The organism is Citromicrobium bathyomarinum, from assembly GCF_038594605.1.
GTDB classification, from domain to species: Bacteria; Pseudomonadota; Alphaproteobacteria; order Sphingomonadales; family Sphingomonadaceae; genus Alteriqipengyuania; species Alteriqipengyuania bathyomarina_B.
On the sequence record NZ_JBCFZM010000005.1, the window covers coordinates 1 to 23,849 of the forward strand.

The following is a 23,849-nucleotide window of genomic DNA, read 5'->3' on the forward strand; positions in this document are numbered from 1 at the left end:
CCCTGGCTGCTGCTGTCGCTGCGAAAGGAGCCATTGGCCGGACCGGCGCGCGGTGCGTTGAGATCTTGCCAACAAGGCGCACTGGCTTCCCGATTGGCAGGCGATGGATGTTGGTGGAGGTTTCTACGCGTGGCGGAAGCGCGTTGAGCAGCTCGTGGAGCGAGATGAGGTCGGCAGTATCTCCGGTGATCGCAGGCGAGGACGCAGTCGGCGTCTTGTCGAACACAACCAGGCGAACAGCGATCCCCGTCCCTGTCCGGCGAAACATCTGCTGCAGCCGGACATCGAGGAGCAGCGACGCTTCGTCCTGTGCCTTGGCGAAAGTGGAAGCATCGAATCCTTCGGGCATGATCGCGACAATTCTCGCCCCATTGGCAGCGGCCCGGATCGCACTGCGCAGGTGACGCATGGCCGTCTCACCGTCCTTGCCGCGTTCCTGGCTTCGGGCGAACGGCGGGTTCATCAGCACGACCGAAGGAACAGGGCCGCGAATCAGGTCGGCGATTAGTTCCCCGTCATGCGCGGTAATCGCGGCCGAAGGGAAGATGTGACCCAAGCTGTCTCGTCTCACAGGATCTATCTCGTTGAGGACCAACAAGGCGTTCCGAACGTTGCCCCACAGCGCAAGGGCACCATTGCCTGCGGACGGATCGAGTAGGGTGTCTTGCGCAGAGACAGCTGCGGCCTTCGCCATCAGCCAGGCCAGCATTGGCGGGGTCGAGAACTGCTGGAGCTCGACCTGTGCTTCGCTGCGCACATGCCGCGGCGGCAAGGCTGCTTCGAGCCAGTCGAACCGCGCTTCCGCTTCGTGCACGTTCGTCGCCAGATCGATCCGTGAGGACTCTCGAAGCCAGAGCAGTGCACCGATCTCGACCGCGTTGTTGTAGTCGTCGATGGTCCAGGCACCTCCCCAGTCCAGAACACCGGTCTCTTCGGCGAACAGCCCGGAAATGTCGGTACGGGTAAGATGACGTCCCGAAGCGAGAAGCGCGGCAACTCGGGTGCCGATGGCATAGGCCAGGCGCATTGACGGCAACTGCTCGTCGGCGGGAAACAGGTCTGATTGAAACATGGCAATTCGTCCTCCTGATGAAGGCATCGGGACACGCCCTCTGCCGGATCAGGAATTCGAGAAGCTCTCTCTCCTCTACCGCGCCGCCTTGCGGCGCAGCCATGCTGTAAGTTCATCGTTCCAGTCGGTGTCGCGTGAGGATGGTTTGCGAACGTGGATCGTCCGCCCATCGCGGGCATAAGCGGCTAGGCCACGCGACGCGGCCAGCTCGCCGCCAGCATCGTGATCGACGAAGAGGTGAAGCTCGGTCACGCTCTCAGGCACGCTGACGAGACCGAAGCGCTCATTGCCCAGGGTCGCCCAGACGGGAATGCCGGTGAGAGCATAGGCCGACATCGCGCTCTCGACCCCCTCGGCAAGGCCAAGCTTGCCGGAAACTGGAGCGAAGAGACGAACAGCAGCTTCACCGAGCGCGCCGAGCGCGCGTTTCGGCTTTTCGAAAGCGGCCTTGCCTGAAGCCTCGGTAGACAGGAACGTGCGGTGGATGGCGATCGGGCCCTCGCCGAGGCTGACTGCCGCGATCATGGCGGGCAGAAAACGGGCCCGTCCTTTCGGGCCAAGCGGCGTTCGTGGATGGAAGCGGAGCGCCGGAGATGCGGCGAGGATGCCGCGGCTTTCAAGATATGCCTTTGCCGGACTGGCACGCAGTGGCTGTGCATCGCGCCAGATCCTCAGCGCTGCCGCCGAAGGTTTGCGGGTGCTGGTCGATTCGGGCTCGTTGGTGGTCGCAGAACCTGAAAAAAGCGCCGGTGCCTCGAAACCTTCACGCGCCAATGCAGACAATACGCTCTGCTGATCGCATCCCGCAAAGCAATGGAAAAGGATAGCCTGTCGACCGAGCGACACACCGAGTGACGGCGTGCGGTCATCATGCGCAGGGCAGCAGGCCATGCCCCTTGTGCCTGACCATTTGCCCCCTCGCGATTCACAAATGCGACGGGCGGTCCCGGCAAGCGACCGGTTGGGATGAGCTTGGACAGACAGGGACATGCGAGCTCCTCAGCAAGCAAAGTGGCCCCCTCATCAGCGTTCCTCTCCTCTCCCGAAGGCAGGCATTCGCTGCTTTCCTACAGGCATATGTTCTACTTATGTTCTATATCGATTCGAATCAATGGAGCACCACTCGAGATGACCCGCCTCAATCGTCGGACCGCGATAGCGGTCGCCTGTTTGGGAATGATCGCGACCTCCTCTCAGCAAGTCCGCGCCCAGGATTTCACCTTGTTCGAACACGCGGTCGTTCCGCCGAAGACGGACCAGCAGCCGGCAAGGCAATATCTTCCTGCAATCTACCAGGCCGAGCCAGCAAACATATCCTATCGGGAAAGCCTGTATATGGCGGCGATAGCCGAGGCTGAGCGCCGTTACGGGCTTCCGACCAACCTGCTTCGTGCTCTTATCTGGGCTGAATCCCGCTTTAATCCGATGGCTGTGAGTCCAGCCGGTGCTGCCGGGCTGGCGCAGCTTATGCCGGCCACGGCGCGCGAACTGGGCGTCCGGAACCGTCATGACCCTCTTGCATCGATCGACGGTGGCGCCCGGTATCTTCGCGATATGTTGGACCGGTTCGACGCGGTCCACCTGGCCTTGGCTGCTTACAATGCGGGCCCAGGTGCCGTCTCCCGATCACGCGGCATTCCCAGCAACGGTGAAACACCGCAATATGTCCGGTCCGTGTTGGGACGTTGGCAAGCAATTGGTACGTACAATTGACGAAACTGCCTGATTTCCGGCTATTGTCTGAAATCATGTGCCGGAATGAAAACGGACAACGCTAGTGAATGAGACCCCCGGTGAGCCGTTCGATTTTCGCAAGTCGTTGAAGGCACAGAAGCGCCGGAAGCTGAGAAAGGAGATCGCGTTGGGATTGGGAGCATTCGCGATCGTATTTGCTGGAGGGATGCTGGCACTCACCTGGCCAGTCCATGATGCCAGCATTGCTAACGACGATCAGCAGCCTCAAACTTTATTCCAGCAAGCGAGCTTCCCACAATTCGACATTTGCGGATCCGTCCGGCGCACATGCGTCGTGGATGGAGATACCTTCTGGCTTGATGGCGTAAAGATCCGCATTGCTGACATCGATACACCAGAGATCAGCGAGCCTCGTTGCGATTATGAATACCAACTCGGCATGCGCGCGACGCATCGCCTTGTCGAATTGCTCAATGGCGGACCCTTTGAACTGAGGACCATCGGAAGCAGAGATGAGGATCAGTACGGTCGTAAACTGCGGGTCGTAACGCGCGGCGGCCGCTCGCTTGGCGATCAGTTGGTCAGCGAAGGGCTGGCGCGGACCTGGACCGGGCGACGTGAACCATGGTGCTGAACCGCGATCAAGAATTGTGGGCCGTTGCACTTTGGGTCGAAAAGAACCATGGCGAAGAGGGAGCCGCGTTTATCGCAAAGCAGATCCAGCGACTTTCCAACGAAGGGGACGAGGCAGGCATAGCAACGTGGAAGACTGTTGCTGAACGGTTCGATCAGCTTAGCTGCCAAAGCTCTGCGAACTGAGGCTCAGCACGATGCGGAAGTGGCTTAAAGTCTGGGGCATCAGAATTGAGTTCGCCTTGCTCGCGTCAGTGTCCCTGATAGGGCTCGTCCTGAGCCTTCAATCCTGCACTGGCTGAGAAGAAATTCGTTCTTCCGATCAACCATTCGCAAACTTTCCCATGATGACCTTTCCTCCTGTCCGGAGCTCATCGAGGTAGTCGCTCCACCATTGAGCCATGCGCACGCGCTCTTCCCAATGTTTGCCGCGATGGTAGATGCCACGCACAACATTGCTGTCGCCATGTGCCAGGGCACGCTCGATCGCATCGGGATTCCAAAGGCCCGACTCGTTCAGGAATGTCGATGCTGTCGCCCGGAGTCCATGCGCGGTGACTTCTTCCTTCGAATATCCCATGCGACGAAATGCGGCATTGAGCGTGTTTTCACTCATGGGACGCTTGGAGCTGCGCGCAGACGGGAAGACATATCCTTCGCGGCCGAGCATCTCGGCCAGGTCTGTGAGATAACCTCTAACTTGCTTGGACAGCGGGACGGCATGCGCTCGGCGCGCTTTCATTTTACCGGCAGGGATCTTCCAGACCCCATCGACCAGGTCGATCTCATGCCATTCGGCGTGGCGGAGTTCGCCGGGACGTACGAACACATGCGGCGCGATCTGCAAAGCAAACTTGGTCACCATGTAGCCAGTGAAGTCGTCGATTGCGCGCAGCAGCCCGCCTAGCTCGGTGGGCTCGAGGATTGCTGCATAATGCGTGGCTCTCGGCGTTACGAGAGCGCCCTTCAGCATACTGGTCGGATCGGATTTGCAGCGGGTGGTAGCGACACCGTAACGAAACACGCGGCCTGCGAACGAGCGGCATTTCTTCGCAGTCTCGTGCTTACCAGTGGCTTCCAGTCGTTTCAGAGGAGCCAGGACTTCGAACGGCTCGATCTCGTGGATGGGTCGGTTACCGATGGCAGGCGCAAGCTTGTCGAGGAAATAATTGGCCTTGACGATCGTGCCATCGGCGCGGCCATTCTGGACCATCATCTGCTCGATATATTCACGCGCGACTGCCTCGAACGTCTGTGCAGAAAGGAACTCGGCGCGGATTTTCCGCTTCCGCTTCTCAAAGGCCGGGTCGCCCCCAGAAGCAACAGCTCGTCGTGCCTCGTAGGCTGCGTCTCGGGCTTGCTTGAGGCTGATGTCAGGATAGCTGCCGATGCAGAGCTTCTTTTGCGCACCACCGATCCGGTATCGGAATCGCCAAAGCTTGCTGCCGGTCGGCGTGACCTCGACATATAGGCCGCGCTCATCGGTTACCTTGTACGGTTTGTCCTTGGGCTTGAGAGCGCGGAGGCGAGTATCTGTCAGCGGCATGTGGGGGCCTTTTCATCTGGGCCTTTGCGAAACGGCCTCAAAAGGCCCACAAAAGTGTCTGGAACCCCCGAGAACAGGCGGGACGATCCGGAACGATCCAAGGGCCAAATCCCTAGGATTTCTGCGGGTTTTATAGATTATTTGGGAGAACGTGAGAAGAACAAATGGTGCCCAGAAGAGGACTCGAACCTCCACGACCTTGCGATCGCCGCCACCTGAAGACGGTGCGTCTACCAATTCCGCCATCTGGGCACACGAGGCAGGCCGGTCTTCGAAGGCGCGGCCGCCGGGTAGGCGCGGGCCATTAGCGAAGCCGGGCTATGCCTGTCAACGCAAATAGCCGTCTCGGACAATCTATGCATGCTTCGGTCGGTCTTGCGGGGGCCGTCGGCATCCGGCAAAGCGGCGGCCGAGACCCACCCCCGTAGCTGCCGCCACGAAAGGCCCGACCAATGCCCATCACCAACCCGCTCGCCGATAACGTGGTGACCATCTTCGGTGGCAGCGGCTTCCTGGGGCGCCACGTAGCGGAGGATCTGCTGCAGCAGAACGCGCGGGTGCGAATCGCGGCGCGCACGCCCGAGGATGCGTTTTCGCTCAAGCCCTTAGCCAAGCTGGGCCAGCTCCAGTTCGCGCGCTGCAACATCCTCGACGAGCGCAGCGTACGCGCATGCGTCGAGGGAACTCATGCGGTGGTCAATCTGGTCGGCACCTTCGAGGGCGATCTGATGAAGCTGATGGGCGAAGCGGCGGGCACGCTCGCCAGGGCGGCCAGGGAGACGGGCGCCGAGAGCTTCGTGCAGATCAGCGCGATCGGCGCGGATCGCGACGGTCCTTCGCAATATGCGCAGGCCAAGGCACTCGGCGAAGAACTGGTGCGCGAGGCCTTCCCCAAGGCGACGATCATGCGGCCCTCGATCATTTTCGGGCCCGACGGCGGCATCCTGACGATGTTCGCCGACCTGATCGCCAAGCTCCCGGTTCTCCCGGTCTTCGCCCCCGTTGCGCCGCTGCAGGTGGTCCATGTCGACGATGTAGCCGCGGCCATCGCGACCGCGCTGGTTGCGCCTTCCGCTCATTCGGGCAAGACCTACGAGCTGGCGGGACCGGATCGTTGGACGATGATGGAGTTGAACGAGCGGATCGCGAAGGCGCAGCGGCGCAAGCGCACCTTCCTTCCAATGCCGGACGGTGCCAGCGCCGCTTTCGCCGCCCTGCCGGGCACGCCGATGGGTACCGACCAGTGGCACATGCTCAAGGCCGGCAGCGTTGCCTCAGGCGACCATCCGGGCTTCGACGCACTGGGCATCCAGCCGCGCCCGCTGGAGCTCGTGATCGATCGCTACATGGTCCATCACCGCAAGCACGGCCGCTTTGCCGAGAAGATGGACGGCGCGGGCTAGCAGCCGCACTCTCGCGGATTACCCTTCGGCGGGTGTGCCGTCGCTCTGAACGGCCTTTGCGTCGGCGATCAGCGCGATCGGTTCGACCAGCAGGATCGCCCCGTCATTGCCGCTGATCCGCACGCGCTCCCCGGCGGCGGTATCGGGGCCGCGCGCGATCCATTCGCTGTCGCCGACCTTCACCCGCCCGCTGCCGCTTTCGATCGGCTGGACGACCAGCGCGGTCTCGCCCACCATCCGTCCGCCCTTGTGGTTGAGGAGAGGATCGCTGCTGATGATCGGCTTGTCGCGCAGATAACGGCGCGCGCTGTAGACCGAGATCAGCGAGAGGCTGACGAAGCTGACGATCTCTAGCGGCAGGCCGAAGTCGAACAGGAAGCTGAGCGCGCCTGTGATGAGCGCAGCGACCGCGAACCAGATGAGGAAGACGCCCGGCGCCAGCAGCTCGAGCGCCGCAAGCGCGAGGCCGAGCGCGACCCATACCCAGTAATTGTCGAGCCCTTCGAACATGGCGCGGCGCCCTAGCCCGCGTCGCCGCGGCCGGTGCGCGGCACCGACGAACGCGGACGTTCGCGCGAGACGGGATCGCGATCGCGCGACAGGGGCACGCCATTATTGCCGCCCATCGGCGCGTTCTCACCCGGCTGGATGGCGTCGCGCACCAGTTCGCCGATTCCGCCGAGCGAACCGATCAGCTGCGTCGCCTCGACCGGGAACAGGATCGTCTTGGCGTTCGGGCTGTCGGCGAACTTGCCGACCGCCTTGGTATATTCCTGCGCGACGAAGTAGTTGATCGCCTGGTTGCCCGAGGATGCGATGGCGTCGGACACCATCTGCGTCGCCTTGGCTTCGGCTTCCGCCGCACGCTCGCGCGCCTCGGCATCGCGGAAGGCGGCCTCGCGCTTGCCTTCGGCTTCGAGGATGGCGGACTGCTTGGACCCTTCGGAACGCAGGATGGCGCTGGTCTTGTCGCCCTCTGCCTCGAGGATTTCGGCGCGCTTGAGGCGCTCGGCCTTCATCTGGCGGGCCATGGCCTCGGAAATGTCGCGCGGGGGGCGGATGTCCTTGATCTCGACGCGAGTGATCTTGACCCCCCAGGGCGAGGTCGCGTGATCCACCACGCTCAGCAGGCGGGCATTGATCTCGTCGCGCTTGGACAGCGTCTCGTCCAGATCCATGCTGCCCATCACCGTACGCAGGTTGGTGGTGGTGAGCGCCATGATCGCGGGATGCAGGCCGGAAACTTCGTAGGCGGCCTTGGGCGCATCGAGCACCTGGAAGAACACCACTGCGTCCACGCCGACCATCGCGTTATCCTTGGTGATGATCTCCTGGCCCGGAATGTCGAGCACCTGTTCCATCATGTTGATGCGGTGGCCCACCCGGTCGATGACGGGGAAGATGATCGTCAGGCCGGGTTCGGCAGCCTTGGTGAACTTGCCGAACCGCTCGATCGTATAGACGTAACCCTGCTTCACCATCGTGATGGCGGTCATCACGAAGATGAGCAGCAGGAATACCACCAGCCCGAGCGTGATATACATTCCCATGCGACCAATCCCTTTTTTGTCAGGGTTTCAGCCTAGCGGGCAGAGCGGGCGTGGCCAAGCGAAACCGGCGGCCCGGCAGCACCGGAGTGCCGACCGACCAACCGGGATCGGGCGAGTGGGATCAGAGTGCCGCGTCGTAGAGCGTCATCAGGTCAGCATAGGCGCGCTCTGCCGGGCCTTCCGCGTAGGCCGGGCTGTCGGGCACGGTCCAGCCATGGTCGCCTGCATAGACCTCGACCTTGGCCGGGCGCCCTGCCTCTGCCGCCGCTTCGCGCAGGATGCGCTTGTGGTCGGGCGCGTCGGCATCGTCGTCCTGCGCGATCGCGACGAGATAGCTTGCCTGGGTATCGTCGAAGGTACGGTGCGGGCTCATCGGATTGTCGTCGCGCACCAGTCCGCCGCCGTGGAAGCTGGCGACGCCCTTGATCCGGTCGGGGACTGCCGCTGCGCTCCAGAAGGTGAACGGCCCGCCCATGCAATAGCCCTGCGTGCCGATGCCGCGCGTCGTGTCGACCTCGGCCTGCGTGTCGAGGAACGCGACCGCCGCGCTCGCATCCGCCATGATCGCTTCAGCATCCAGCTTCTCGCGCCACGGGCGAACCTTCTGGAAGCCGTTATTGCCCGCGAAGGCCGCGAAATCCTCGAACTGCTCGCCCGCCACATCGCGGTAGTAGGGATTGACGACAAGCACCGCATAGCCGCGCCCCGCAAGGCGCCGCGCCATGTTGCGCTTGGCCTCGCGAAGGCCCGCAATGTCGGGCCAGAACAGGACGGCGGGCGATGGGGCGGAAACGGGTGCGACGAAAAATCCGTCCATCGTCCCGGCAGGGGTAGGGAAACTGACCGCGCGCTCGCTCAGTGCAGGCATGGCAAGCATGCCATCCTCGCCATCCGTACCGAGGGTACACGCGCTGAGCGCGGCGCCCCCGGCCAGAGTGCCCGTCAGCGCCCCGAACTGGCGGCGGTTGAGCCCTTTCGCCCACTTGGCGAGTTTCGCTTCATCGCACATCGGCCTCTCCCTCAATCATCCCAGCCCCGCCCGCGCGGCGCCGACCTCTATTCTCTGACGCCTGTTACTGCTTTTCGAACGCGGCGCTGATCATGAGCTTCACCTCGTCCGATACCATCGGCACTGCATAATCGACGCCGAAGTCCGATCGCATGATGATGGTGGTGCCTTCGAATCCGACGGTTTCGGCCTTGCTCATCGGATTGGTCCCCGCGCCGGTGAAGCGCGCATCGATCGTGACCGGTTTCGTTACGCCGTTCATGGTGAGGTTACCGGTAATCGTCGCCTTAGTGCCTTCGACATCGACATTGGTCGAAACGAAGCGCGCGGCCTCGGGCTCGGCCCCGAAGAAGTCGGGATCGCCGCCATCCTTGCCGGGGCGCAGCAGATGGTCGCGCAAGCCCTCGCTGACCACCGATACGCTGGTGATCGGAATGGTCACATCGACCTTCGCCGCATCGGGATTGGCAGGGTCCATCGTCAGCGTGCCTTCGACATCGCCGAACGCGCCGTAATAGTCATTGAACCCGAAATGGTTGACCGACCAGGCGACGAGCGTGTGCGACGGGTCCGTCACATAGGTCCCGGCAGCTACCCGGCTCGCATCCATCTGGCCGGGCAATTGCGGCGGGCCTTCCTGCACCGCGAGAGCGGGAACGGTGGCAACAGCGATCAGGGCGAACACGGCGAGAGACTGGGTGGTACGCATGGGGCTAGCTCCGGGTCTGTATGGATCGACGATAGGCAATAGGCGGACGCCCGCGAAAACGGCGCTCGCACAGGTACTCGATGTCACAAACCGTCAGAGCGCGATCCGTTCCGTCAAGTGCCCCCTATCCTTTGGTCCATGGCCGGACCCAAAACGTGGCCGCCCTGCTAGCGCCGGGTCAGCGCCTCTTCGCTCTGCGCCATCAGCTTGGCGATGATGTCGGCCACCGGCTCTTCTTCCTTGAGCATGCCCACGGACTGCCCCGCCATCAGGCTACCGTTCTCGACATCGCCCTCGATTACCGCGCGGCGCAGCGCGCCCGCCCAGTAATGCTCGACCTGCAATTGCGCTTCGGCCATCGCGATTTCCTCGCGGTCGAGCGACCCGGCGATTTCCCGCTGCTTGGCGGTGAACTCCTCGGTGCCCTTGTTCTTGAGCGCGCGGACCGGGATCACCGGCAGCCGTGCATCGACCTGCACGCTGGCGACCGCTTCGCGGGCCGAGGCGCGGAAGAACGCCTTCTTGAAGTTCTCGTGCGCGATGCTTTCCTTCGCGCAGGCGAAGCGCGTGCCCAGCTGCACGCCGCACGCGCCCATCTCCAGATAGCCCGCGATGGCGGAGCCGCGGCCGATTCCGCCCGCGACGAAGATCAGGTGCTCTTCGCTCAGTTCGGGCAGGATTTCCTGCGCCAGCACGCTGGTGGAGACGGGGCCGATATGGCCGCCCGCCTCCATACCTTCGATCACCAGCGCATCCGCGCCCGAGCGGAGCAACTTCTTGCCCAGCGCCAGCGTGGGCGCGAAGCAGATAACGTTTGCGGGATTGTCACCACCCTTGATCGCCTCGACGCTCCCCTTCGGCGGGATGCCGCCTGCGAGGACGACGTGGGTCACGCCATGCTTTTCGCACACCGCGATCAGGTCGAACAGCTGCGGGTGCATGGTGATCAGATTGACGCCGAAGGGCTTGTCGGTGCGCTTCTTCGTCTCGGCGATCTCGGTGTCGAGCAGTTCGGGCGTCATCGCGCCGCAGGCGATCACGCCGAAGCCGCCGGCATTGCTGATAGCGGAAACGAGGTTGCGCTCGCTCACCCAGCTCATCGCGCCACACAGGATGGCATGCTCGCTGCCGAGGAACTTTGCACCACGCACCATCAGCGCGTCCGTTTTGGGAGTATTGCTCATGCGAGCAGCGGTTAGGCCGGGCCGCGCCTTGCGGCAAGGCCTAGAGCCAGCCTGCCTGTTTCAGCTCGGCCACGCGGGTGCGCGAGACGGGCGCTTCCAGCCCGCCCGGCAGCACCAGCCGCACGTTGCGTCCATCGCGCTTCACATCCTCCACCGCATCGCGCGCAACCCACCAGCTGCGATGGACCTGCGCGCCCTCGATACCGCCCAGCTCGGCGATCGCATCGCGCATCCGCAGCAGGATCAGTTCGGAGCCGAGCGCGGTATGCACGCGCACGTAGTGGTCTTCCATTTCAAGCGCGAGCAGGTCGCTGCCCAGATGCGCCGGCAGCCGGTCGAGAAAGGCGGGTTGCGGCGCGGGCGCGGGCCCGGCGGCGACGGGCGGCGGGGCGACGGGCGGCGCGGCGACGGGCGCACTCGCAGCAGGCTGGTCCGCTTGCTCGGACGGGGAGGTCTGCTTGGAGCGTTCGATCAGATGGAAAATCACGGTAATGCTGGCGCCGATGATCAGCACGTTGAAATAGGCCTCCAGCGCCTGCTCGCCGGTCGGCATGGGCACAGGGCGCGGCCAGAAGCCGATGGCCCAGACGATCGCCGTCATCGGGACGGTCGCGATCAGGCACCCGGCGATCCACAGGCCGATCTCCGGCAGGTGCAGCGCCCGGTGCAACCGTTCGACCACCCAGCCGATCGGGTTGTAGACCGCATAACCGACCCAGGCGAACAGCAGCCAGCTCCCCAGCCGCACCGCCAATGGAGCATCGGCGCTGCCGAACGGGCCGATCAGCGCGAGGACCAGCCCCACGACGGTCATGATCGACAGATCGATCAGCAGCTTGCGCGCGAACAGGTGCTGCCCGGTGGTTGGGTCATGGCTCATCGGCACGAACCTAGCGCCCATTCGCGCTTCGTAAAGTGGCAAGGCGGCGGATTTGTGCGCCTTTCGCGAAGCACGCGCACGAGTGGCGAAGGCCGTGTTGCGGGCGAACGGGCAGCGGGCAGAACTCGGGTCATCGAACGACACACCGACCGACCGGAGACCCAAGATGAACACGCTCGCCGCATCGCTTCCCTTTTCTTCCGCCAGCGCTCTCGCCCGGCAGACCCGGTTCGATATCGGCCCGGTCACGCGGACCATCGTCAGCCTCGTGTGCTTCACGATGACCTTCGCGTGCGTCGTGGCGCTCGGCAAGGCGGCGCTCGGCATGGTCGACAATCTGCATTATTACGCCAAGCTGCCGATCATCATCCACGTCGCCACCGTGCTCCCGGCGATTCCGCTCGGCGGTTACCTGCTGCTCGCCCCCAAGGGCACGCCCGCGCACAAGACGCTCGGCAAGGTGTGGCTGGTGCTGATGCTGGTGACCGCGACCAGTGCCATCTTCATCCAGTCGACCGGCGGCTTCAGCTTCATCCATATCTTCGTACCGATCACCTTCCATGCGGCCTGGAAGGTCGTCGCCACCGCACGCAAGGGCGACATCGCGGGCCACAAGAAGCACCTCGTCTTCACCTATCTGACCGCGCTGATGATCCCCGGCATCTTCGCCTTCGTCCTGCCCGGTCGCCTGATGAACGTGATGCTGCTCGGCTGATCGTCAACCGTAGGTGAGCGTGACCTTGCCCGCTGCCTCTTTCGCGAGGCGGCGGGCTTCGTCGGTGTCGCCAGCGGTGGCCAGCGCGACGCCCATGCGGCGGTAGGGCCGCGTCACCGGCTTGGCGAAGATGCGGATGTCCGAACCATTCGCCATCGCTTCCGCAAGGCCAGCGTAAGAGACGCTCTCGCTCTCCCGGTCGGCGAGGATCACTGCGCTGGCCGCCGGGCGCGCACGAATCGTCTCGGGCACGGGCAGGCCCATCACCGCGCGGGCGTGCAGGTCGAACTCGGTCAGGTTCTGGCTGACCAGCGTGACCATGCCGGTGTCGTGCGGGCGCGGCGAAAGCTCCGAGAAGATCACTTCGTCTCCGCGCACGAAGAACTCGCCCCCGAACAGCCCGTATCCGCCCAGATTGTCGACCACCTTGCGCGCCATCTCCTGCGCATCCGCCAGCGCCGCATCGCTCATGCCGTGCGGCTGCCAGCTTTCCTGGTAGTCACCGCGTTCCTGCCGGTGGCCGATCGGCGGGCAGAAGGTGATGCCGTTCTTGTGACGCACGGTCAGCAGTGTGATCTCGTAATCGAAGTCGATGAACTGCTCGACGATCACCCGCGCCCGGTCGCCGCGCATGTTGGCGACCGCATAGTCCCACGCCGCCTCCAGCCCAGCTTCGTCCTGCACCGTGCTCTGGCCCTTGCCCGAGGAGGACATGACCGGCTTGATGACGCAAGGGAAGCCCGTGTCCCCCGCCGCCGCACGCACTTCGTCGAGACTGGTCGCATAGCCGTAGCGTGAGGTGCGCACGCCCAGCTCCTGCGCCGCCAGATCGCGGATCGCATCGCGGTTCATGGTCAGCTGCGCCGCGCGCGCGGTCGGCACAACATGGACGCCCGCCGCCTCGACCTCGGCCAGAACTTCGGTCCGGATCGCCTCGATCTCGGGCACGACATGGTCGGGCCGGTGCTTCTCGATCACGGCGCGCAGGGCATCGCCATCGAGCATCGAGAACACCTCGCGCGCATCGGCCAGCTGCATCGCAGGCGCATGGTCGTAGCTGTCGCAGGCGATCACGTATGCGCCCAGCCGCTTGGCCGAGATGACGAACTCGCGCCCCAGCTCGCCCGAGCCGAGCAGCAGGATTTTCGCGGTGTGGCTCATGAGGTAATATCCTCGAGGACGCTCCAAGCATCATTCAAGCTCTGGGGATTGAAGCTAAGTAAATCCTGACAGTCCAGCCAAGACGCAACATTCGCATGTAAGCCAGCGTTTTTCCCAATGGCGGGGTTACCACTACGGTCAAATCCCACGGTTCGGCGCTCCATAGCGATCGCACGTGTCTGCGAAGACATTTTCAGATCTGCTTTTGCCCAAATGACCAGCTTGTCTTTGTTCTTAACTATCACGCAGGCTGGTGTGTCGGCAGCGGTAAACCTAACGACCTTCTCCTTTTCCTCATTGAATTCAAGCCGCCGATGGCCGGTCGCAAGTGCTATGGCTCCTCTCACGAGGTGGCCGCAATCATCGTGCTTCCTACTCAAGCCGGTTCGCTCTCCGCATCCAGCCCGTAGGCTGTGTGCAGGACGCGCACGGCCAGCTCGGTCTCGTCCTCGTCGATCATCACCGAGACCTTGATCTCGCTCGTCGTGATCGCCTGGATGTTGATCCCGCGCTCGGCCAGCGCACGGAACATGTCGCTCGCGACGCCCGCGTGGCTCTTCATGCCGACGCCCACGACGCTGATCTTCGCGATATGGCTGTCGGTGATGATCCGGTTGTAGCCGATCGCCTCGCGCTTGTCCTCCAGCAGGGCCTGGGCGCGGGCGAGGTCGGTCTGGGGGATCGTGAAGGTCACGTCGGTCTCGCCCTTGTCGCGGCCGACGTTCTGGATGATCATGTCGACATTGATGCTGGCCTCGGCCAGCGGGCCGAAGATCTCCGCCACCGCGCCCGGCTTGTCGGGCACGCGGGTGAGAATGATCTTAGCTTCGTTCTTGTCGTGCGCGATGCCGGTGACGAGCTTGCGTTCCATAAGTCCCTCTTCGACCATCCGTTCCATTTCGTCTTCGGAGACGATCAGCGTGCCAGGCAGATCATCTGCCGGGGTCGCGCTGTCGTCCACGAAGCTGGAGAGAACCTGTATCCTGACGCCTTCCTTCATCGCGAGGCTGACAGAGCGGGTCTGCAGCACCTTCGCGCCGACGGATGCGAGTTCGAGCATTTCCTCGTAGGTCACCGCCTTCAGCTTGCGCGCCTTGGCGACGATCCGCGGGTCGGTGGTGTAGACCCCGTCGACATCGGTGTAGATGTCGCACCGGTCGGCGCCCACCGCCGCCGCGACCGCGACTGCGCTGGTGTCCGAACCGCCACGCCCCATGGTGGTGACGCGCCCCTCCGCGCTCATGCCCTGGAAGCCGGGGATCACGGCAATGGTGCCTTCCGCCATGCTGGCGAGCAGCGCCTCGCCGTCGATCGAATCGACCCGCGCCTTGGCGTGCGCCTCTATCGTGCGCACCGGCAGCTGCCAGCCGAGCCAGCTGCGCGCCTTCTGCCCCAACGATTGCAGCGTGAGCGCCAGCAGGCCGGAGGTGACCTGTTCGCCGCTTGCAACGACCACGTCGTACTCCGCCGGATCGTACAGCGCATGCGCCTCGCGCGCGAAGTTGACCAGCCGGTCCGTCTCGCCCGCCATTGCGGAGACGACCACCGCCACCTCGTTACCGCCTGCGGCCTGCTTGCGCACGATTTGCGCCACACGCCGAATGCGCTCGGTCCCCGCCATCGAGGTCCCGCCGAATTTCATCACGATCCGCGCCAAGGGCGAAGCCTTCCTCGCTGGTGCCACTTTCGGCGCGGTGTTAGGGAGCGTGCATGAGCGATGCAACAGCAACCATTCGCCCCGACGAAGCAGCCCATTTCGGAGCGCTGGCCGCTGACTGGTGGGACCCGAAGGGTTCCTCCGCCATACTCCACCGCCTGAACCCCGTGCGGCTGGGCTTCGTAAGGGACGCGATCGACCGCCACTGGGGCGGCGATATCGAGAGTTCCGCCCCCCTTGCAGGCAAGAGCGCAGTCGATGTCGGCTGCGGTGCGGGCTTGCTGTGCGAGCCGCTGGCGCGGCTGGGCGCGCAGGTCACCGGCGTCGATGCCGCACCCGAGAACGCGGCGGCGGCGGCCGCGCATGCCGAGGCCGCCGGGCTCGACATCCGCTACATGGCGGGCGAGATCGGTTCGCTGGACCTTGGCAGCTTCGACCTCGTCACCTGCATGGAGGTGATCGAGCATGTCGCGGACAAGCCTGCCTTTATCGCCGCGCTGGTGAGCAAGCTTGCCGATAATGGCCTCCTCATCCTCTCCACGCCCAACCGGACCGCTGCCAGCCGCCTGCTGCTGGTCGGCGCCGCGGAGGCTGTCGGCGCGGTCCCGAGGGGTACGCACCACTGGGACGACTTCGTGACGCCCGACGAGTTGACCGATCTGCTCGCCGATGCGGGACTGACCGTCACCGCCACGCGAGGCATCGCCTACCGCCCGGGCAAGGGCCTGCATCTGTCGGACGATACCAGCCTGAACTACATTCTGGCGGCGCGACGGGACTAGGATCATCGCTGTCCCGTTCGTGGTGAGCCTGTCGAACCGCGAACGCAGCGCCACGCCCGCCCTTCGACAAGCTCAGGACGAGCGGAACCCGTCGCCTATTTTCCCCGCACCAGCGCCGGATCGTCGGTGAAGTAACCGTCGACCCCGGCGGCCTTCAGCAGCTCCACCAGCCCCATCATGTTGCCAACGCCGTTCTGGCTGTCATCGGAGCGCAGCGAGGGCGGCAGGAACACGTTTTCCTTGCGCACGGTCCACGGGTGGACCTGCAGACCCGCCGCGTGCGCATCGCGCACCAGATCGGTCGGCGTGCCGTCGTCGTTCAGCACGTGGCCCATGAACGGCCCGATCCCGTCGGCATAGGTCGCCACCTCGGCGAGGCCCGTCGGGGTCATTATTCCCGCCCAGGTCATCGCGGGCTCGTCATACGGGCCGCCTTCGGGCCGGATCAGCAGGATCAGCGGGGTGTCGATCATCTTGTCGAGCCGTTGCAGCGGCGCGATGTCGAAGGCCTGCACGAACACGTCCGAGTCGGCCCCGTCCAGACCTTCCTCGCGCAGCTGGCGGGCCAGCAGGTCGACCACGTCGATGCCGGTTTCCTGCAACAGCCAGGTGGGATGCTTGAGTTCGGGATAGAGGCCGATCCTGCGGCCCGTTTCGGCCTCCTTGGCGCGCTTCAGCGCGATGATGTCGGCAAAGGTGGGCACCTGATAGAGCCCGTCGAAAGTGGCATTGGCCGGACGCAGCGCAGGCATCCGCTCCTTCGCGCGCAGGGTGCGCAGCTCGGCCAGCGTGAAGTCCTCCGCGAACCAGCCGTTGACCATCTGGCCCTCGATATTCTTGGTCCGGCGACGGTCGGCGAATTCAGGGCGGTCGGCGACGTCGGTGGTCTCGCCAATGTCGTTCTCGTGCCGCGCGACCAGCATCAGGTCCTTGGTCACCACCAGATCGGGCTCGATATAGTCGGCCCCCTGATCGATCGCACGCTCGTAACTGGCCAGCGTATGCTCGGGCCGCTCTCCGCTCGCGCCGCGATGCGCGATCACCAGCATATCGCCATCGGCGTTGACGGGGGCGAGTGGAGTCATGTCCTGCGCCATCGCGGAAGAGCAAGTCAGCGTCATGACGAGCGCAGCTATCAGTTTCAGCAAAGGGTGTCCTTCCATTCCGCTTCGTTGAAGCCGACCATCAGGCCGCCTTCCTGTTCGAGTACCGGCCGCTTGATCAGGCTTGGATGTTGCACCATCAAGGCAATCGCCTTTTCGCGCGTCAGATCGGCCTTGTCGGCCTCGTCGAGCTTGCGGAATGTGGTCCCCCGCTTGTTGAGCAGCACCTCCCAGCCAGCAGCATCGGCCCACCCGCCAACCTCGTCCGCGCTCGGCGGATCCTTCTTGAAGTCGCGGAAACTGTGATCGAGGCCCTGCGCCTCCAGCCATTTACGCGCCTTCTTCACCGTGTCGCAGTTGGGAATGCCGTTGATCGTGATGGTCATGCGTCCTCGTTCTGTGGCTCGTCCGACTTGAACTCGGTCACCTGCGGATCGAGGCAGGTGAACATCGTGTATCGGGCATAGTGGCTCTTCCTGCCCTCGCCCTGAATGGTGGCATGGTCGGGGTGGCAACGCCACGCCTTGGCAGCCTCGCGCGTCGCCCATTCGGAGATGGTGACCGTCTCGCCATCGTCTGCGGCATAGGTCTTCACCGCGAGGAAGCCGGGCTGCGCGCGTGCCAGTTCCTCCATCGCCTCGGCATGGCGGGCATAGGCTGCGGCGTCATACCCGGCCCGTTTGTGGCTGCGGAAGACGACCAGATACATCAGAAAACCCGTCCGCGGTGGAGCGGACCTTCGGCGCGCCTGACACACCTGACACAGTGTCCTGAGGCGAAAAAGTCACCCGCCCGAACGGTCTGGACGAGCGCATGATTCCGAGCGTGAGCGAAGGCTGCCATGACACGGCTTCTAGCCGCAAGCATGACCGTAGGACAGTAGGACAGCGTCAGCCGTCGCCTGCGATGGCGATGGCGAAAGAAGGCCGGTCAACCGAGTCGGAAATCGACGATCCGGCCCGAAGTGTCGAACTCGCAAGTGAACTGGTCGCGATCGCGATCGCGGATGTCGATCCGCCCCTGCACGGTGTAGAGGCCGCGCTGGCGCTCCTCCGCATAGGTGATTTCGACACGGCCATAGCGGCTCGCCTCGCGTCCGCAGCGGTTGACCGCCGCGCGCTCGAACTCGCGGTCGTTGCGATAGGAATAGCCGTATTCGCCGCCATAATCGCCGTAGCGATCGCCATAGCCATCGTCGTACCCGTAGCCATCGCCATAACCATAGGCGCAGCCGCCGATCATGAGGCTACCTGCAAGAAGAGCGGACATCGTTACTTTGCGCATGGGCTGTCTCCGATAAGGTCGCGAGTCCACCAGCCTCGCCTGTTGCTGGAAACACTACGGTTGGAGAATATGCGTGTTCCCGTCGCGCTAGCCCCCGTGCGCATCCGCGATGGCCACCGCCAGCGCATCCGCCGCGTCCGCTCCGGCTACCGCCACGCCCGGCAGCAGCACCTTGAGCATGGCCTGGATCTGCTCCTTCTCCGCCGCGCCGGTGCCTACGACCGCCTTCTTGACGCTGCGCGCGGCATGCTCGCGAACGGTCAGGCCCCTTGCCCCGCATGCAGCGAGGACCGCCCCGCGCGCCTGCGCCAGCTTCAAGGTCGATTGCGGGTTCTTGTTGACGAACACTTCTTCGCATGCGGCACGGTCGGGCGCATGGTCCGCAATCACCGCTGCCAGCTCGCGGTGAAGCTGCGCCAGTCGCTCGGCCATCGGAGCCTTGGCATGCGTCGCGATCTGGCCATTGGCGATGTGCGACAGGCGCGAACCCTCGGCGCGGATCACGCCCCAGCCGGTGCACGAGAGCGAGGGATCGAGGCCGAGGATGATCGTCATGAAAACGGCCTTCCCTGATCGTCATGCTGAACTCGTTTCAGGATCCATATCGCATCCCGACCGATCATAGCCATCGGAGCGCTGGACCCTGAAACAAGTTCAGGGTGACGGAGAAACTAACATGGTGCGCTTGTTCAAGCTCGATGCAGTCGCCTTGCACGAACAAGTTGTTTTCCAGAGCAAACCATCCACGAAGAACGACGACCGCCAGGCAGATCGACCACCCTTACCAGCTCACCCCTCCATCTTCTCCATCACCTCGTCGGAGATGTCGTAATTGCCCCAGACGGTCTGCACGTCGTCGTCATCGTCGAGCGCGTCGATCAGCTTCAGGAGCGTGCCCGCGTTCTTCTCGTCCATGTCGACGGTGAGGTTGGGCTTCCACGCGAGCTTTACGGTCTCCGCTTCGCCGAGCGATTTCTCGAGGCTTTCGGCAACCGCGTGCAGATCGTCGGGCGCGGTCCAGATTTCGTGGCCATCGTCGGTGCTGGCAATGTCTTCCGCGCCCGCTTCGAGTGCGGCTTCGAGAACCTTTTCCTCACCGCCCACATCGGCGGGGTAGACGATCAGGCCGAGCCGTTCGAACCCGTGGGCAACCGAACCTTCGGTGCCGAGGTTGCCGCCATTCTTGGAGAACGCTGTGCGGATGTTGGTCGCGGTGCGGTTGCGGTTGTCGGTCAGCGCCTCGACGATGATCGCGCTGCCGCCCGGGCCGTAGCCTTCGTAGCGCACTTCCTCGTAATTATCGCCGTCGGCGGCGGAGGCCTTGTCGATCGCCCGCTGGATATTGTCCTTGGGCATCGACTGCGCCTTCGCGGCGTTGACCGCGAGGCGCAGGCGCGGGTTCATGTCCGGATCGGGCATGCCCATCTTCGCCGCCACGGTAATTTCGCGGCTGAGCTTGGAAAACAGGTTGGACCGTTTCTTGTCCTGCGCACCCTTGCGGTGCATGATATTCTTGAATTTGGAATGGCCTGCCATGGGGAACCTGCGATTTAAGTAGAATGCTCTGCCGGGCTCCGGACGGGGCCCTGTGCGCCGGGCCTTACACCCGTGTTGCCGCGCGGGGCAACCGCCCCGGAAGCTCGGCTAGCGCGCCGCGCGCCGGTAGCGTTCGAAGAACGCCCACATCGCCTCGTTATCGACCACCCAGCTGTGTCCCCCGTCGACATCGATGCGCGATGCGACGACCGTGCCATCCGCGCAGTCGCCGTAGCGCTCTTCATAGGTATCGTGATCGACCCACTTGGTGGTGGGCGCCGCGCGGCAGGCATTGATCTGGGCCCAGCGCTGTTCGGCTGCGTGCATCGAATAGCCCCAGCGCATCCCCTGCCCCCCGGCGAGCGGGTTGGTGTTGTCCTTCAGCCCGTTGAACGCGAGCACGGGCATCGGATTTTCAGGCGTGCAGGTAGCGGGATCGACCTCGGCCTCGTCCTCGCGCCGCGCCCGGCCCGCGCGCAGGCCGACGACCGGGGCGATCGCGGCGTAGCGGGTGCTCTCGACGCAGCCGAGCCAAGAGGTCATGCGCCCGCCGCCCGACAGGCCGGTGGCGTAGACGCGCGCGGGATCGGCGCAGCCGCCCTCTGCAAGCGCGTCGGCGATGTCGGCGATATACTCGACATCGTCGCGCTCCTCGGGGCCCGGCACTTCGCCCGCGACGGTGGGCACGCCGGGGATGTTCCAAGCATATCCGCGCTCCAGCGGGATACCCGCATCGGGGGCGACGAGAATGAAGCCGTGGGCATCGGCGGTTTCGGCAAGCTTGCTGTCGCGAAGCATCGCCGCACCCGTGCCTCCGCTGCCGTGGAGCAGGAACACCAGCGGCACCGGTCCTTGCGCGGGATCGTATTCCTCGGGTGTGTGGACGAGGGCCCGGGGGCCGTCTTCGGAGCCGACCGGCACCACCGCACTTTGTCCGGGGGGCGGGAGCATGCAGGCGGCACTGGCGCTCGCGGGGACGATCAGCGAGGCGGCGAAGGCGAGGGTGAACAAACGCATCGGGGACAAATGCACGGACCGGCGCCTCGCCGCAACGGGAGATTGCGCGGGGGTCCCGCCAAAACGGTCCGTGCGTTACAGACTGCCATCAATCGCGAGCGAGAGCGCCGCGAATACGGCGTTGAACACGGCGTGCTGCGCGATCGCCGCGCGCAGCCCGAGATGCACTCTGGTGTAGGCAAGGAGCAGGGCGCCCGCCGTTTGCGAAAGAATCAGCAGCGCGTCGAGCGGGCTCGACACTCCTTCGAAATTGGTCAGATGGACGGCACCGAAGGCGAGCGTGCTGCCCCAGACGAACCAGCGGAAATTGCTTCGGAACCAGCCGGGTATTTGCGTCTCTTCATGGCGCCGGTCGCGGACCCGCAGCGCCGCAAAGAGGGTGAGCCCCAGCGCTGATAAGGTGATGAGGGCGAGAATGCCCCCCGGCAGGACATCGGTGACAACGGCGGCCACGGTGAGCAGGACGACCACGATGGCCATGTGCAGCCCGAAGAGCAGCCACGCGCGCGTGCCCGCCAGCCATCCGCGAAAGATCGCCTCCTCGATCAACGGCGCGAACAGGACGAGCGCGGCAAGTTCCCACCCCAGCGACCACTCGCTGTCGACATAGGCCGGCGGCTCGTATCCGGCCTCGGTCGCGAAGGTCTCCAGCGCGATGGCCCCGCCGGCCAGCGTGAAATCGAGCGTCAGGAGAATCGCGAAGACGAAGGCGAAGGTGCGGCCGGGGGCGATCCTGCCTGCGGGCAAGGTTGGGCGCCGGACGAAATGCCACACGTCGTGCACGACCATCCGCGCACCGCGTGCCCCCGGCGGCAGGCCTGCCTCGTCTATCGCCATCGGAGCAAGGGCCTTGTTGCTTCCGGCAAACCCGCGCCGCGAACTTTTGTCAGGCCGTCAGAAGGCGATATCAGAGCCTGACCGCCGTGCCGCTGGCGCTGACCATCAGCATCGATCCGGTATCGCCGATCACCTCGTAATCGAGATCGACCCCGACCACCGCATTGGCGCCCAGCTTCTGCGCCTCTTCCTGCATTTCCTGAATCGCATCGTGGCGCGCCTGCTTGAGCACCTTTTCATAGGAGCCCGCACGCCCGCCCACGATGTCGCGAATGCCTGCAAAGATATCGCGAAACATGTTCGCCCCGATGATCGCCTCGCCGGTCACGATGCCGAGGTAGTCCTGCACCGGGCGCCCCTCCACTATGGGCGTGGTGGTGACGATGATGCCGGTCTCGGCGGTTCTCCAGGGACTAGCCATTGACGATGATTCCTCCGTTGGGATGCAGTACCTGGCCCGACATATAGGACGAATCCTCGCAGGCGAGGAAGAGGAATGCGGGCGCGACTTCGTTGGGCTGGCCGGGGCGGCCCATCGGCGTACCCTCGCCGAAATCATCCATGTTCTCGGGTGGCTGGCCGCCCATGGGGTTGAGCGGGGTCCAGATCGGGCCGGGCGCGACCGCGTTCACGCGAATACCGTCCTCGATCAGGTTCTCGCTCAGAGAACGGGTGAAGGCGGTGATCGCGCCTTTGGTGGCGCTGTAATCGAGCAGGATGGCTGCGCCCTTGTACATCGTCACACTGGTGCAGTTCACGATCGCCGCGCCCTTCTTCAGGTGCGGGCGCGCGGCCTGCACCAGATAGAACTGGCTGAAGATATTGGTCTGGAAGGTACGCTGGAGCTGCTGCGCGGTAATGTCGGTGACATTCTCGTCCGGATGCTGCTCGCCCGCATTGTTAACCAGCACGTCGAGCGCGCCGAACCGGTCGATTACCGCGTCGACCAGCCCCTGGCAATGGTCGGGATCGCCCAGATCGCCTGCGGAGAGCAGCACCTCGGCCCCCTCCTTCTCGCACGCCTCGCGGGTGATGTTCGCGTCGTCATGCTCTTCGAGATAGGCGATCGCGACATTCGCACCTTCGCGCGCGAACAGCACCGCGACCGCGCGGCCGATGCCGCTGTCGGCGCCGGTAACAAGCGCGGTCTTGCCCTTCAGACGCCCCGATCCGGGATAGCGCGGCTGCCACTGCGGCTTCTTGTCCAGATCGGTCTCGTGCCCCGGCATCCGTGGTTCTTCGGCGGTTTCGGGAACGAAGGCGGTATCGGTCTTGGTCGGCTCGGTCATGGCGGGGGTCCTTGAACAAGAGGGGGTAGTCCCTCGTTCAAGCAGCCCCGCCGCCGATGGGTTCCGCGCCCTGCCCTATGTTATGCCGGGACTAACCGAGGCCCAGCGCCGCCTTGTAGGTATCGAGCACCATTTCCATCTCGCTGCGGTCGTCGGGCTTCATCTTCCGCAGGCGCACGACCTGCCGCATGATCTTGGGATCGTAGCCGACCGCCTTGGCTTCGGCATAGACGTCGCGGATATCGTCGGCGATGCCCTTCTTTTCTTCCTCGAGGCGTTCGATGCGCTCGATCAGCAGGCGCAGGCGGTCGTCGGTGGCTTCGGCCATTGGGGTCTTCTCCGGGAACAGGGGGACGAATCAATCGGCGCCGGGATAGCCATGCGACCGCGCGGCGCAAGCACGCATCGGCGGGAAGTTTTCCCAAACCTGTGGATCGGCGCCCGGTTGCTTGGCGCCGGGGCGATCAACGCAGATCGGGCCCGTTTCTGGCGAGGCTCGCCTCCATCCGGTCGAGCTGTTCCTGCGTTGCAGGCGTCTGCCGGGTCGCCTTCCATTCGTCCTGCGGCATCCCATGAATCAGCTCGCGCGCCGTCAGCTTGTCACCGTCGAAACCGGCCTCGCAGATCCAGTCGGCCAGGCAGTTGCGGCAGAAACCCGCAAGCCCCATCAGCTCGATATTCTGCGCGTCGTGCCGGTGGCGCAGATGTCGCACCAGGCGTCGGAACGCGGCGGCGGCGATTTTGTCGTCCAGCGTGTCGAGCGGATCGGTCGATTCCGACATGATAT

General features: G+C 64.3%; 29 protein-coding genes, 1 tRNA gene and 1 pseudogene. 6 read left to right on the forward strand and 25 right to left on the reverse strand.

The annotated features are described in order from the left end of the window. Both AAG612_RS15220 and AAG612_RS16335 read right to left on the reverse strand, forming a co-directional pair. Window positions 1–1,099: pseudogene (locus tag AAG612_RS15220) on the reverse strand (methylase); the annotation flags it as partial. A gap of 48 nt (window positions 1,100–1,147) precedes the next feature. Next, window positions 1,148–2,062, reverse strand: a complete 915-nt coding sequence (locus tag AAG612_RS16335) for a DUF7146 domain-containing protein (protein WP_425341869.1) — start codon at window positions 2,060–2,062, stop codon at window positions 1,148–1,150. Between the two features lie 138 nt (window positions 2,063–2,200). Between AAG612_RS16335 and AAG612_RS15235 the strand changes: the two genes are divergently transcribed. The 3 genes from AAG612_RS15235 (at window position 2,201) to AAG612_RS15245 (ending at window position 3,586) form a co-directional block, all read left to right on the forward strand. Further along, window positions 2,201–2,785 (forward strand): lytic transglycosylase domain-containing protein, encoded by a 585-nt coding sequence (locus AAG612_RS15235; protein ID WP_253521855.1) that lies wholly within the window; start codon window positions 2,201–2,203, stop codon window positions 2,783–2,785. Window positions 2,786–2,849: 64 nt separating this feature from the next. Beyond that, window positions 2,850–3,401 carry a thermonuclease family protein gene (locus tag AAG612_RS15240; protein ID WP_176267529.1) on the forward strand — a complete coding sequence of 184 codons (552 nt, stop codon included), beginning with the start codon at window positions 2,850–2,852 and terminating at the stop codon, window positions 3,399–3,401. After that, window positions 3,392–3,586: a DUF6961 family protein gene (locus AAG612_RS15245; RefSeq protein ID WP_176267530.1), complete on the forward strand. Its 195-nt coding sequence runs from the start codon at window positions 3,392–3,394 to the stop codon at window positions 3,584–3,586. The genes AAG612_RS15240 and AAG612_RS15245 overlap by 10 nt, the downstream gene beginning before the upstream one ends. 136 nt (window positions 3,587–3,722) lie before the next feature. Here AAG612_RS15245 and AAG612_RS15250 read toward each other — a convergent pair whose 3' ends face one another. Then, the gene (locus AAG612_RS15250; RefSeq protein ID WP_222828596.1) at window positions 3,723–4,946 is read right to left on the reverse strand and encodes a tyrosine-type recombinase/integrase; all 1,224 of its coding nucleotides are present in this window, start codon (window positions 4,944–4,946) and stop codon (window positions 3,723–3,725) included. Between the two features lie 165 nt (window positions 4,947–5,111). Beyond that, window positions 5,112–5,198: transfer RNA gene (locus AAG612_RS15255), tRNA-Leu, on the reverse strand. Window positions 5,199–5,398: 200 nt separating this feature from the next. Here AAG612_RS15255 and AAG612_RS15260 point away from each other — a divergent pair. Continuing rightward, complete coding sequence (locus AAG612_RS15260) at window positions 5,399–6,349, forward strand: complex I NDUFA9 subunit family protein (RefSeq protein ID WP_342511639.1); 951 nt, start codon at window positions 5,399–5,401, stop codon at window positions 6,347–6,349. Between the two features lie 18 nt (window positions 6,350–6,367). Here AAG612_RS15260 and AAG612_RS15265 read toward each other — a convergent pair whose 3' ends face one another. The 6 genes from AAG612_RS15265 to AAG612_RS15290 all read right to left on the reverse strand — a co-directional run bounded on the left by AAG612_RS15265 (window position 6,368) and on the right by AAG612_RS15290 (window position 11,681). Then, window positions 6,368–6,859: an NfeD family protein gene (locus AAG612_RS15265; protein WP_342511641.1), complete on the reverse strand. Its 492-nt coding sequence runs from the start codon at window positions 6,857–6,859 to the stop codon at window positions 6,368–6,370. Between the two features lie 11 nt (window positions 6,860–6,870). After that, window positions 6,871–7,899, reverse strand: a complete 1,029-nt coding sequence (locus tag AAG612_RS15270) for an SPFH domain-containing protein (RefSeq protein ID WP_342511643.1) — start codon at window positions 7,897–7,899, stop codon at window positions 6,871–6,873. Window positions 7,900–8,020: 121 nt separating this feature from the next. Continuing rightward, the gene (locus tag AAG612_RS15275; RefSeq protein ID WP_342511645.1) at window positions 8,021–8,908 is read right to left on the reverse strand and encodes a dienelactone hydrolase family protein; all 888 of its coding nucleotides are present in this window, start codon (window positions 8,906–8,908) and stop codon (window positions 8,021–8,023) included. A gap of 64 nt (window positions 8,909–8,972) precedes the next feature. After that, window positions 8,973–9,617 (reverse strand): YceI family protein, encoded by a 645-nt coding sequence (locus AAG612_RS15280; protein WP_342511647.1) that lies wholly within the window; start codon window positions 9,615–9,617, stop codon window positions 8,973–8,975. A 167-nt stretch (window positions 9,618–9,784) separates the two neighbouring features. After that, entirely contained in the window at window positions 9,785–10,801 is a 1,017-nt protein-coding gene (locus AAG612_RS15285; RefSeq protein ID WP_342511649.1) for an NAD(P)H-dependent flavin oxidoreductase, read from the reverse strand. A 40-nt stretch (window positions 10,802–10,841) separates the two neighbouring features. Then, window positions 10,842–11,681 (reverse strand): LytTR family DNA-binding domain-containing protein, encoded by an 840-nt coding sequence (locus tag AAG612_RS15290; RefSeq protein WP_342511651.1) that lies wholly within the window; start codon window positions 11,679–11,681, stop codon window positions 10,842–10,844. 166 nt (window positions 11,682–11,847) lie between these two features. Here AAG612_RS15290 and AAG612_RS15295 point away from each other — a divergent pair, with 166 nt between their 5' ends. Then, window positions 11,848–12,396, forward strand: a complete 549-nt coding sequence (locus AAG612_RS15295; protein WP_342511653.1) for a DUF2306 domain-containing protein — start codon at window positions 11,848–11,850, stop codon at window positions 12,394–12,396. Window positions 12,397–12,399: 3 nt separating this feature from the next. Here AAG612_RS15295 and purT read toward each other — a convergent pair whose 3' ends face one another. From purT to AAG612_RS15310, 3 genes are read right to left on the reverse strand one after another with little or no spacing between them, the layout of a single operon-like run. Further along, window positions 12,400–13,557, reverse strand: coding sequence for a formate-dependent phosphoribosylglycinamide formyltransferase (gene purT / locus AAG612_RS15300; RefSeq protein ID WP_342511654.1), 1,158 nt, complete (start codon window positions 13,555–13,557; stop codon window positions 12,400–12,402). Next, a complete protein-coding gene (locus tag AAG612_RS15305; protein WP_342511655.1) occupies window positions 13,554–13,937 on the reverse strand; it encodes a hypothetical protein in 384 nt (127 codons plus the stop codon). Before AAG612_RS15305 ends, purT begins: the two co-directional genes overlap by 4 nt. Then, on the reverse strand, window positions 13,934–15,214 hold the full coding sequence (locus tag AAG612_RS15310; RefSeq protein WP_342511657.1) for an aspartate kinase: 1,281 nt from the start codon (window positions 15,212–15,214) through the stop codon (window positions 13,934–13,936). Before AAG612_RS15310 ends, AAG612_RS15305 begins: the two co-directional genes overlap by 4 nt. A 53-nt stretch (window positions 15,215–15,267) precedes the next feature. Here AAG612_RS15310 and ubiG point away from each other — a divergent pair, with 53 nt between their 5' ends. Further along, the gene (ubiG, locus tag AAG612_RS15315; protein ID WP_342511659.1) at window positions 15,268–15,996 is read left to right on the forward strand and encodes a bifunctional 2-polyprenyl-6-hydroxyphenol methylase/3-demethylubiquinol 3-O-methyltransferase UbiG; all 729 of its coding nucleotides are present in this window, start codon (window positions 15,268–15,270) and stop codon (window positions 15,994–15,996) included. Between the two features lie 95 nt (window positions 15,997–16,091). On the opposite strand, the gene AAG612_RS15320 is transcribed toward ubiG, so the two are convergent. The 12 genes from AAG612_RS15320 to AAG612_RS15375 all read right to left on the reverse strand — a co-directional run bounded on the left by AAG612_RS15320 (window position 16,092) and on the right by AAG612_RS15375 (window position 23,844). Further along, window positions 16,092–17,117 (reverse strand): glycerophosphodiester phosphodiesterase, encoded by a 1,026-nt coding sequence (locus AAG612_RS15320; protein ID WP_425341871.1) that lies wholly within the window; start codon window positions 17,115–17,117, stop codon window positions 16,092–16,094. A gap of 20 nt (window positions 17,118–17,137) precedes the next feature. Beyond that, window positions 17,138–17,485, reverse strand: a complete 348-nt coding sequence (locus AAG612_RS15325; RefSeq protein WP_342511660.1) for an arsenate reductase — start codon at window positions 17,483–17,485, stop codon at window positions 17,138–17,140. Then, window positions 17,482–17,808, reverse strand: a complete 327-nt coding sequence (locus tag AAG612_RS15330; RefSeq protein ID WP_342511663.1) for an antibiotic biosynthesis monooxygenase family protein — start codon at window positions 17,806–17,808, stop codon at window positions 17,482–17,484. Before AAG612_RS15330 ends, AAG612_RS15325 begins: the two co-directional genes overlap by 4 nt. A 221-nt stretch (window positions 17,809–18,029) precedes the next feature. After that, window positions 18,030–18,383, reverse strand: a complete 354-nt coding sequence (locus tag AAG612_RS15335; protein ID WP_342511664.1) for a hypothetical protein — start codon at window positions 18,381–18,383, stop codon at window positions 18,030–18,032. Between the two features lie 87 nt (window positions 18,384–18,470). After that, window positions 18,471–18,938, reverse strand: coding sequence for a crossover junction endodeoxyribonuclease RuvC (gene ruvC / locus AAG612_RS15340; RefSeq protein ID WP_342511666.1), 468 nt, complete (start codon window positions 18,936–18,938; stop codon window positions 18,471–18,473). A 234-nt stretch (window positions 18,939–19,172) separates the two neighbouring features. Continuing rightward, a complete protein-coding gene (locus AAG612_RS15345) occupies window positions 19,173–19,919 on the reverse strand; it encodes a YebC/PmpR family DNA-binding transcriptional regulator (RefSeq protein ID WP_342511668.1) in 747 nt (248 codons plus the stop codon). A gap of 108 nt (window positions 19,920–20,027) precedes the next feature. Next, window positions 20,028–20,936, reverse strand: coding sequence for a CE1 family esterase (locus AAG612_RS15350; RefSeq protein ID WP_342511670.1), 909 nt, complete (start codon window positions 20,934–20,936; stop codon window positions 20,028–20,030). Between the two features lie 75 nt (window positions 20,937–21,011). Next, window positions 21,012–21,773: a CPBP family glutamic-type intramembrane protease gene (locus AAG612_RS15355; RefSeq protein ID WP_342511671.1), complete on the reverse strand. Its 762-nt coding sequence runs from the start codon at window positions 21,771–21,773 to the stop codon at window positions 21,012–21,014. A 70-nt stretch (window positions 21,774–21,843) separates the two neighbouring features. Continuing rightward, window positions 21,844–22,194 carry a heavy metal-binding domain-containing protein gene (locus AAG612_RS15360; RefSeq protein ID WP_342511672.1) on the reverse strand — a complete coding sequence of 117 codons (351 nt, stop codon included), beginning with the start codon at window positions 22,192–22,194 and terminating at the stop codon, window positions 21,844–21,846. Then, window positions 22,187–23,062, reverse strand: a complete 876-nt coding sequence (locus tag AAG612_RS15365; protein ID WP_342511675.1) for an SDR family oxidoreductase — start codon at window positions 23,060–23,062, stop codon at window positions 22,187–22,189. The genes AAG612_RS15360 and AAG612_RS15365 overlap by 8 nt, the downstream gene beginning before the upstream one ends. A gap of 91 nt (window positions 23,063–23,153) precedes the next feature. Continuing rightward, a complete protein-coding gene (locus AAG612_RS15370) occupies window positions 23,154–23,390 on the reverse strand; it encodes a DUF2312 domain-containing protein (protein ID WP_160778189.1) in 237 nt (78 codons plus the stop codon). A gap of 136 nt (window positions 23,391–23,526) precedes the next feature. After that, a complete protein-coding gene (locus tag AAG612_RS15375; RefSeq protein WP_342511680.1) occupies window positions 23,527–23,844 on the reverse strand; it encodes a DUF1244 domain-containing protein in 318 nt (105 codons plus the stop codon). Window positions 23,845–23,849: the final 5 nt, after the last annotated feature.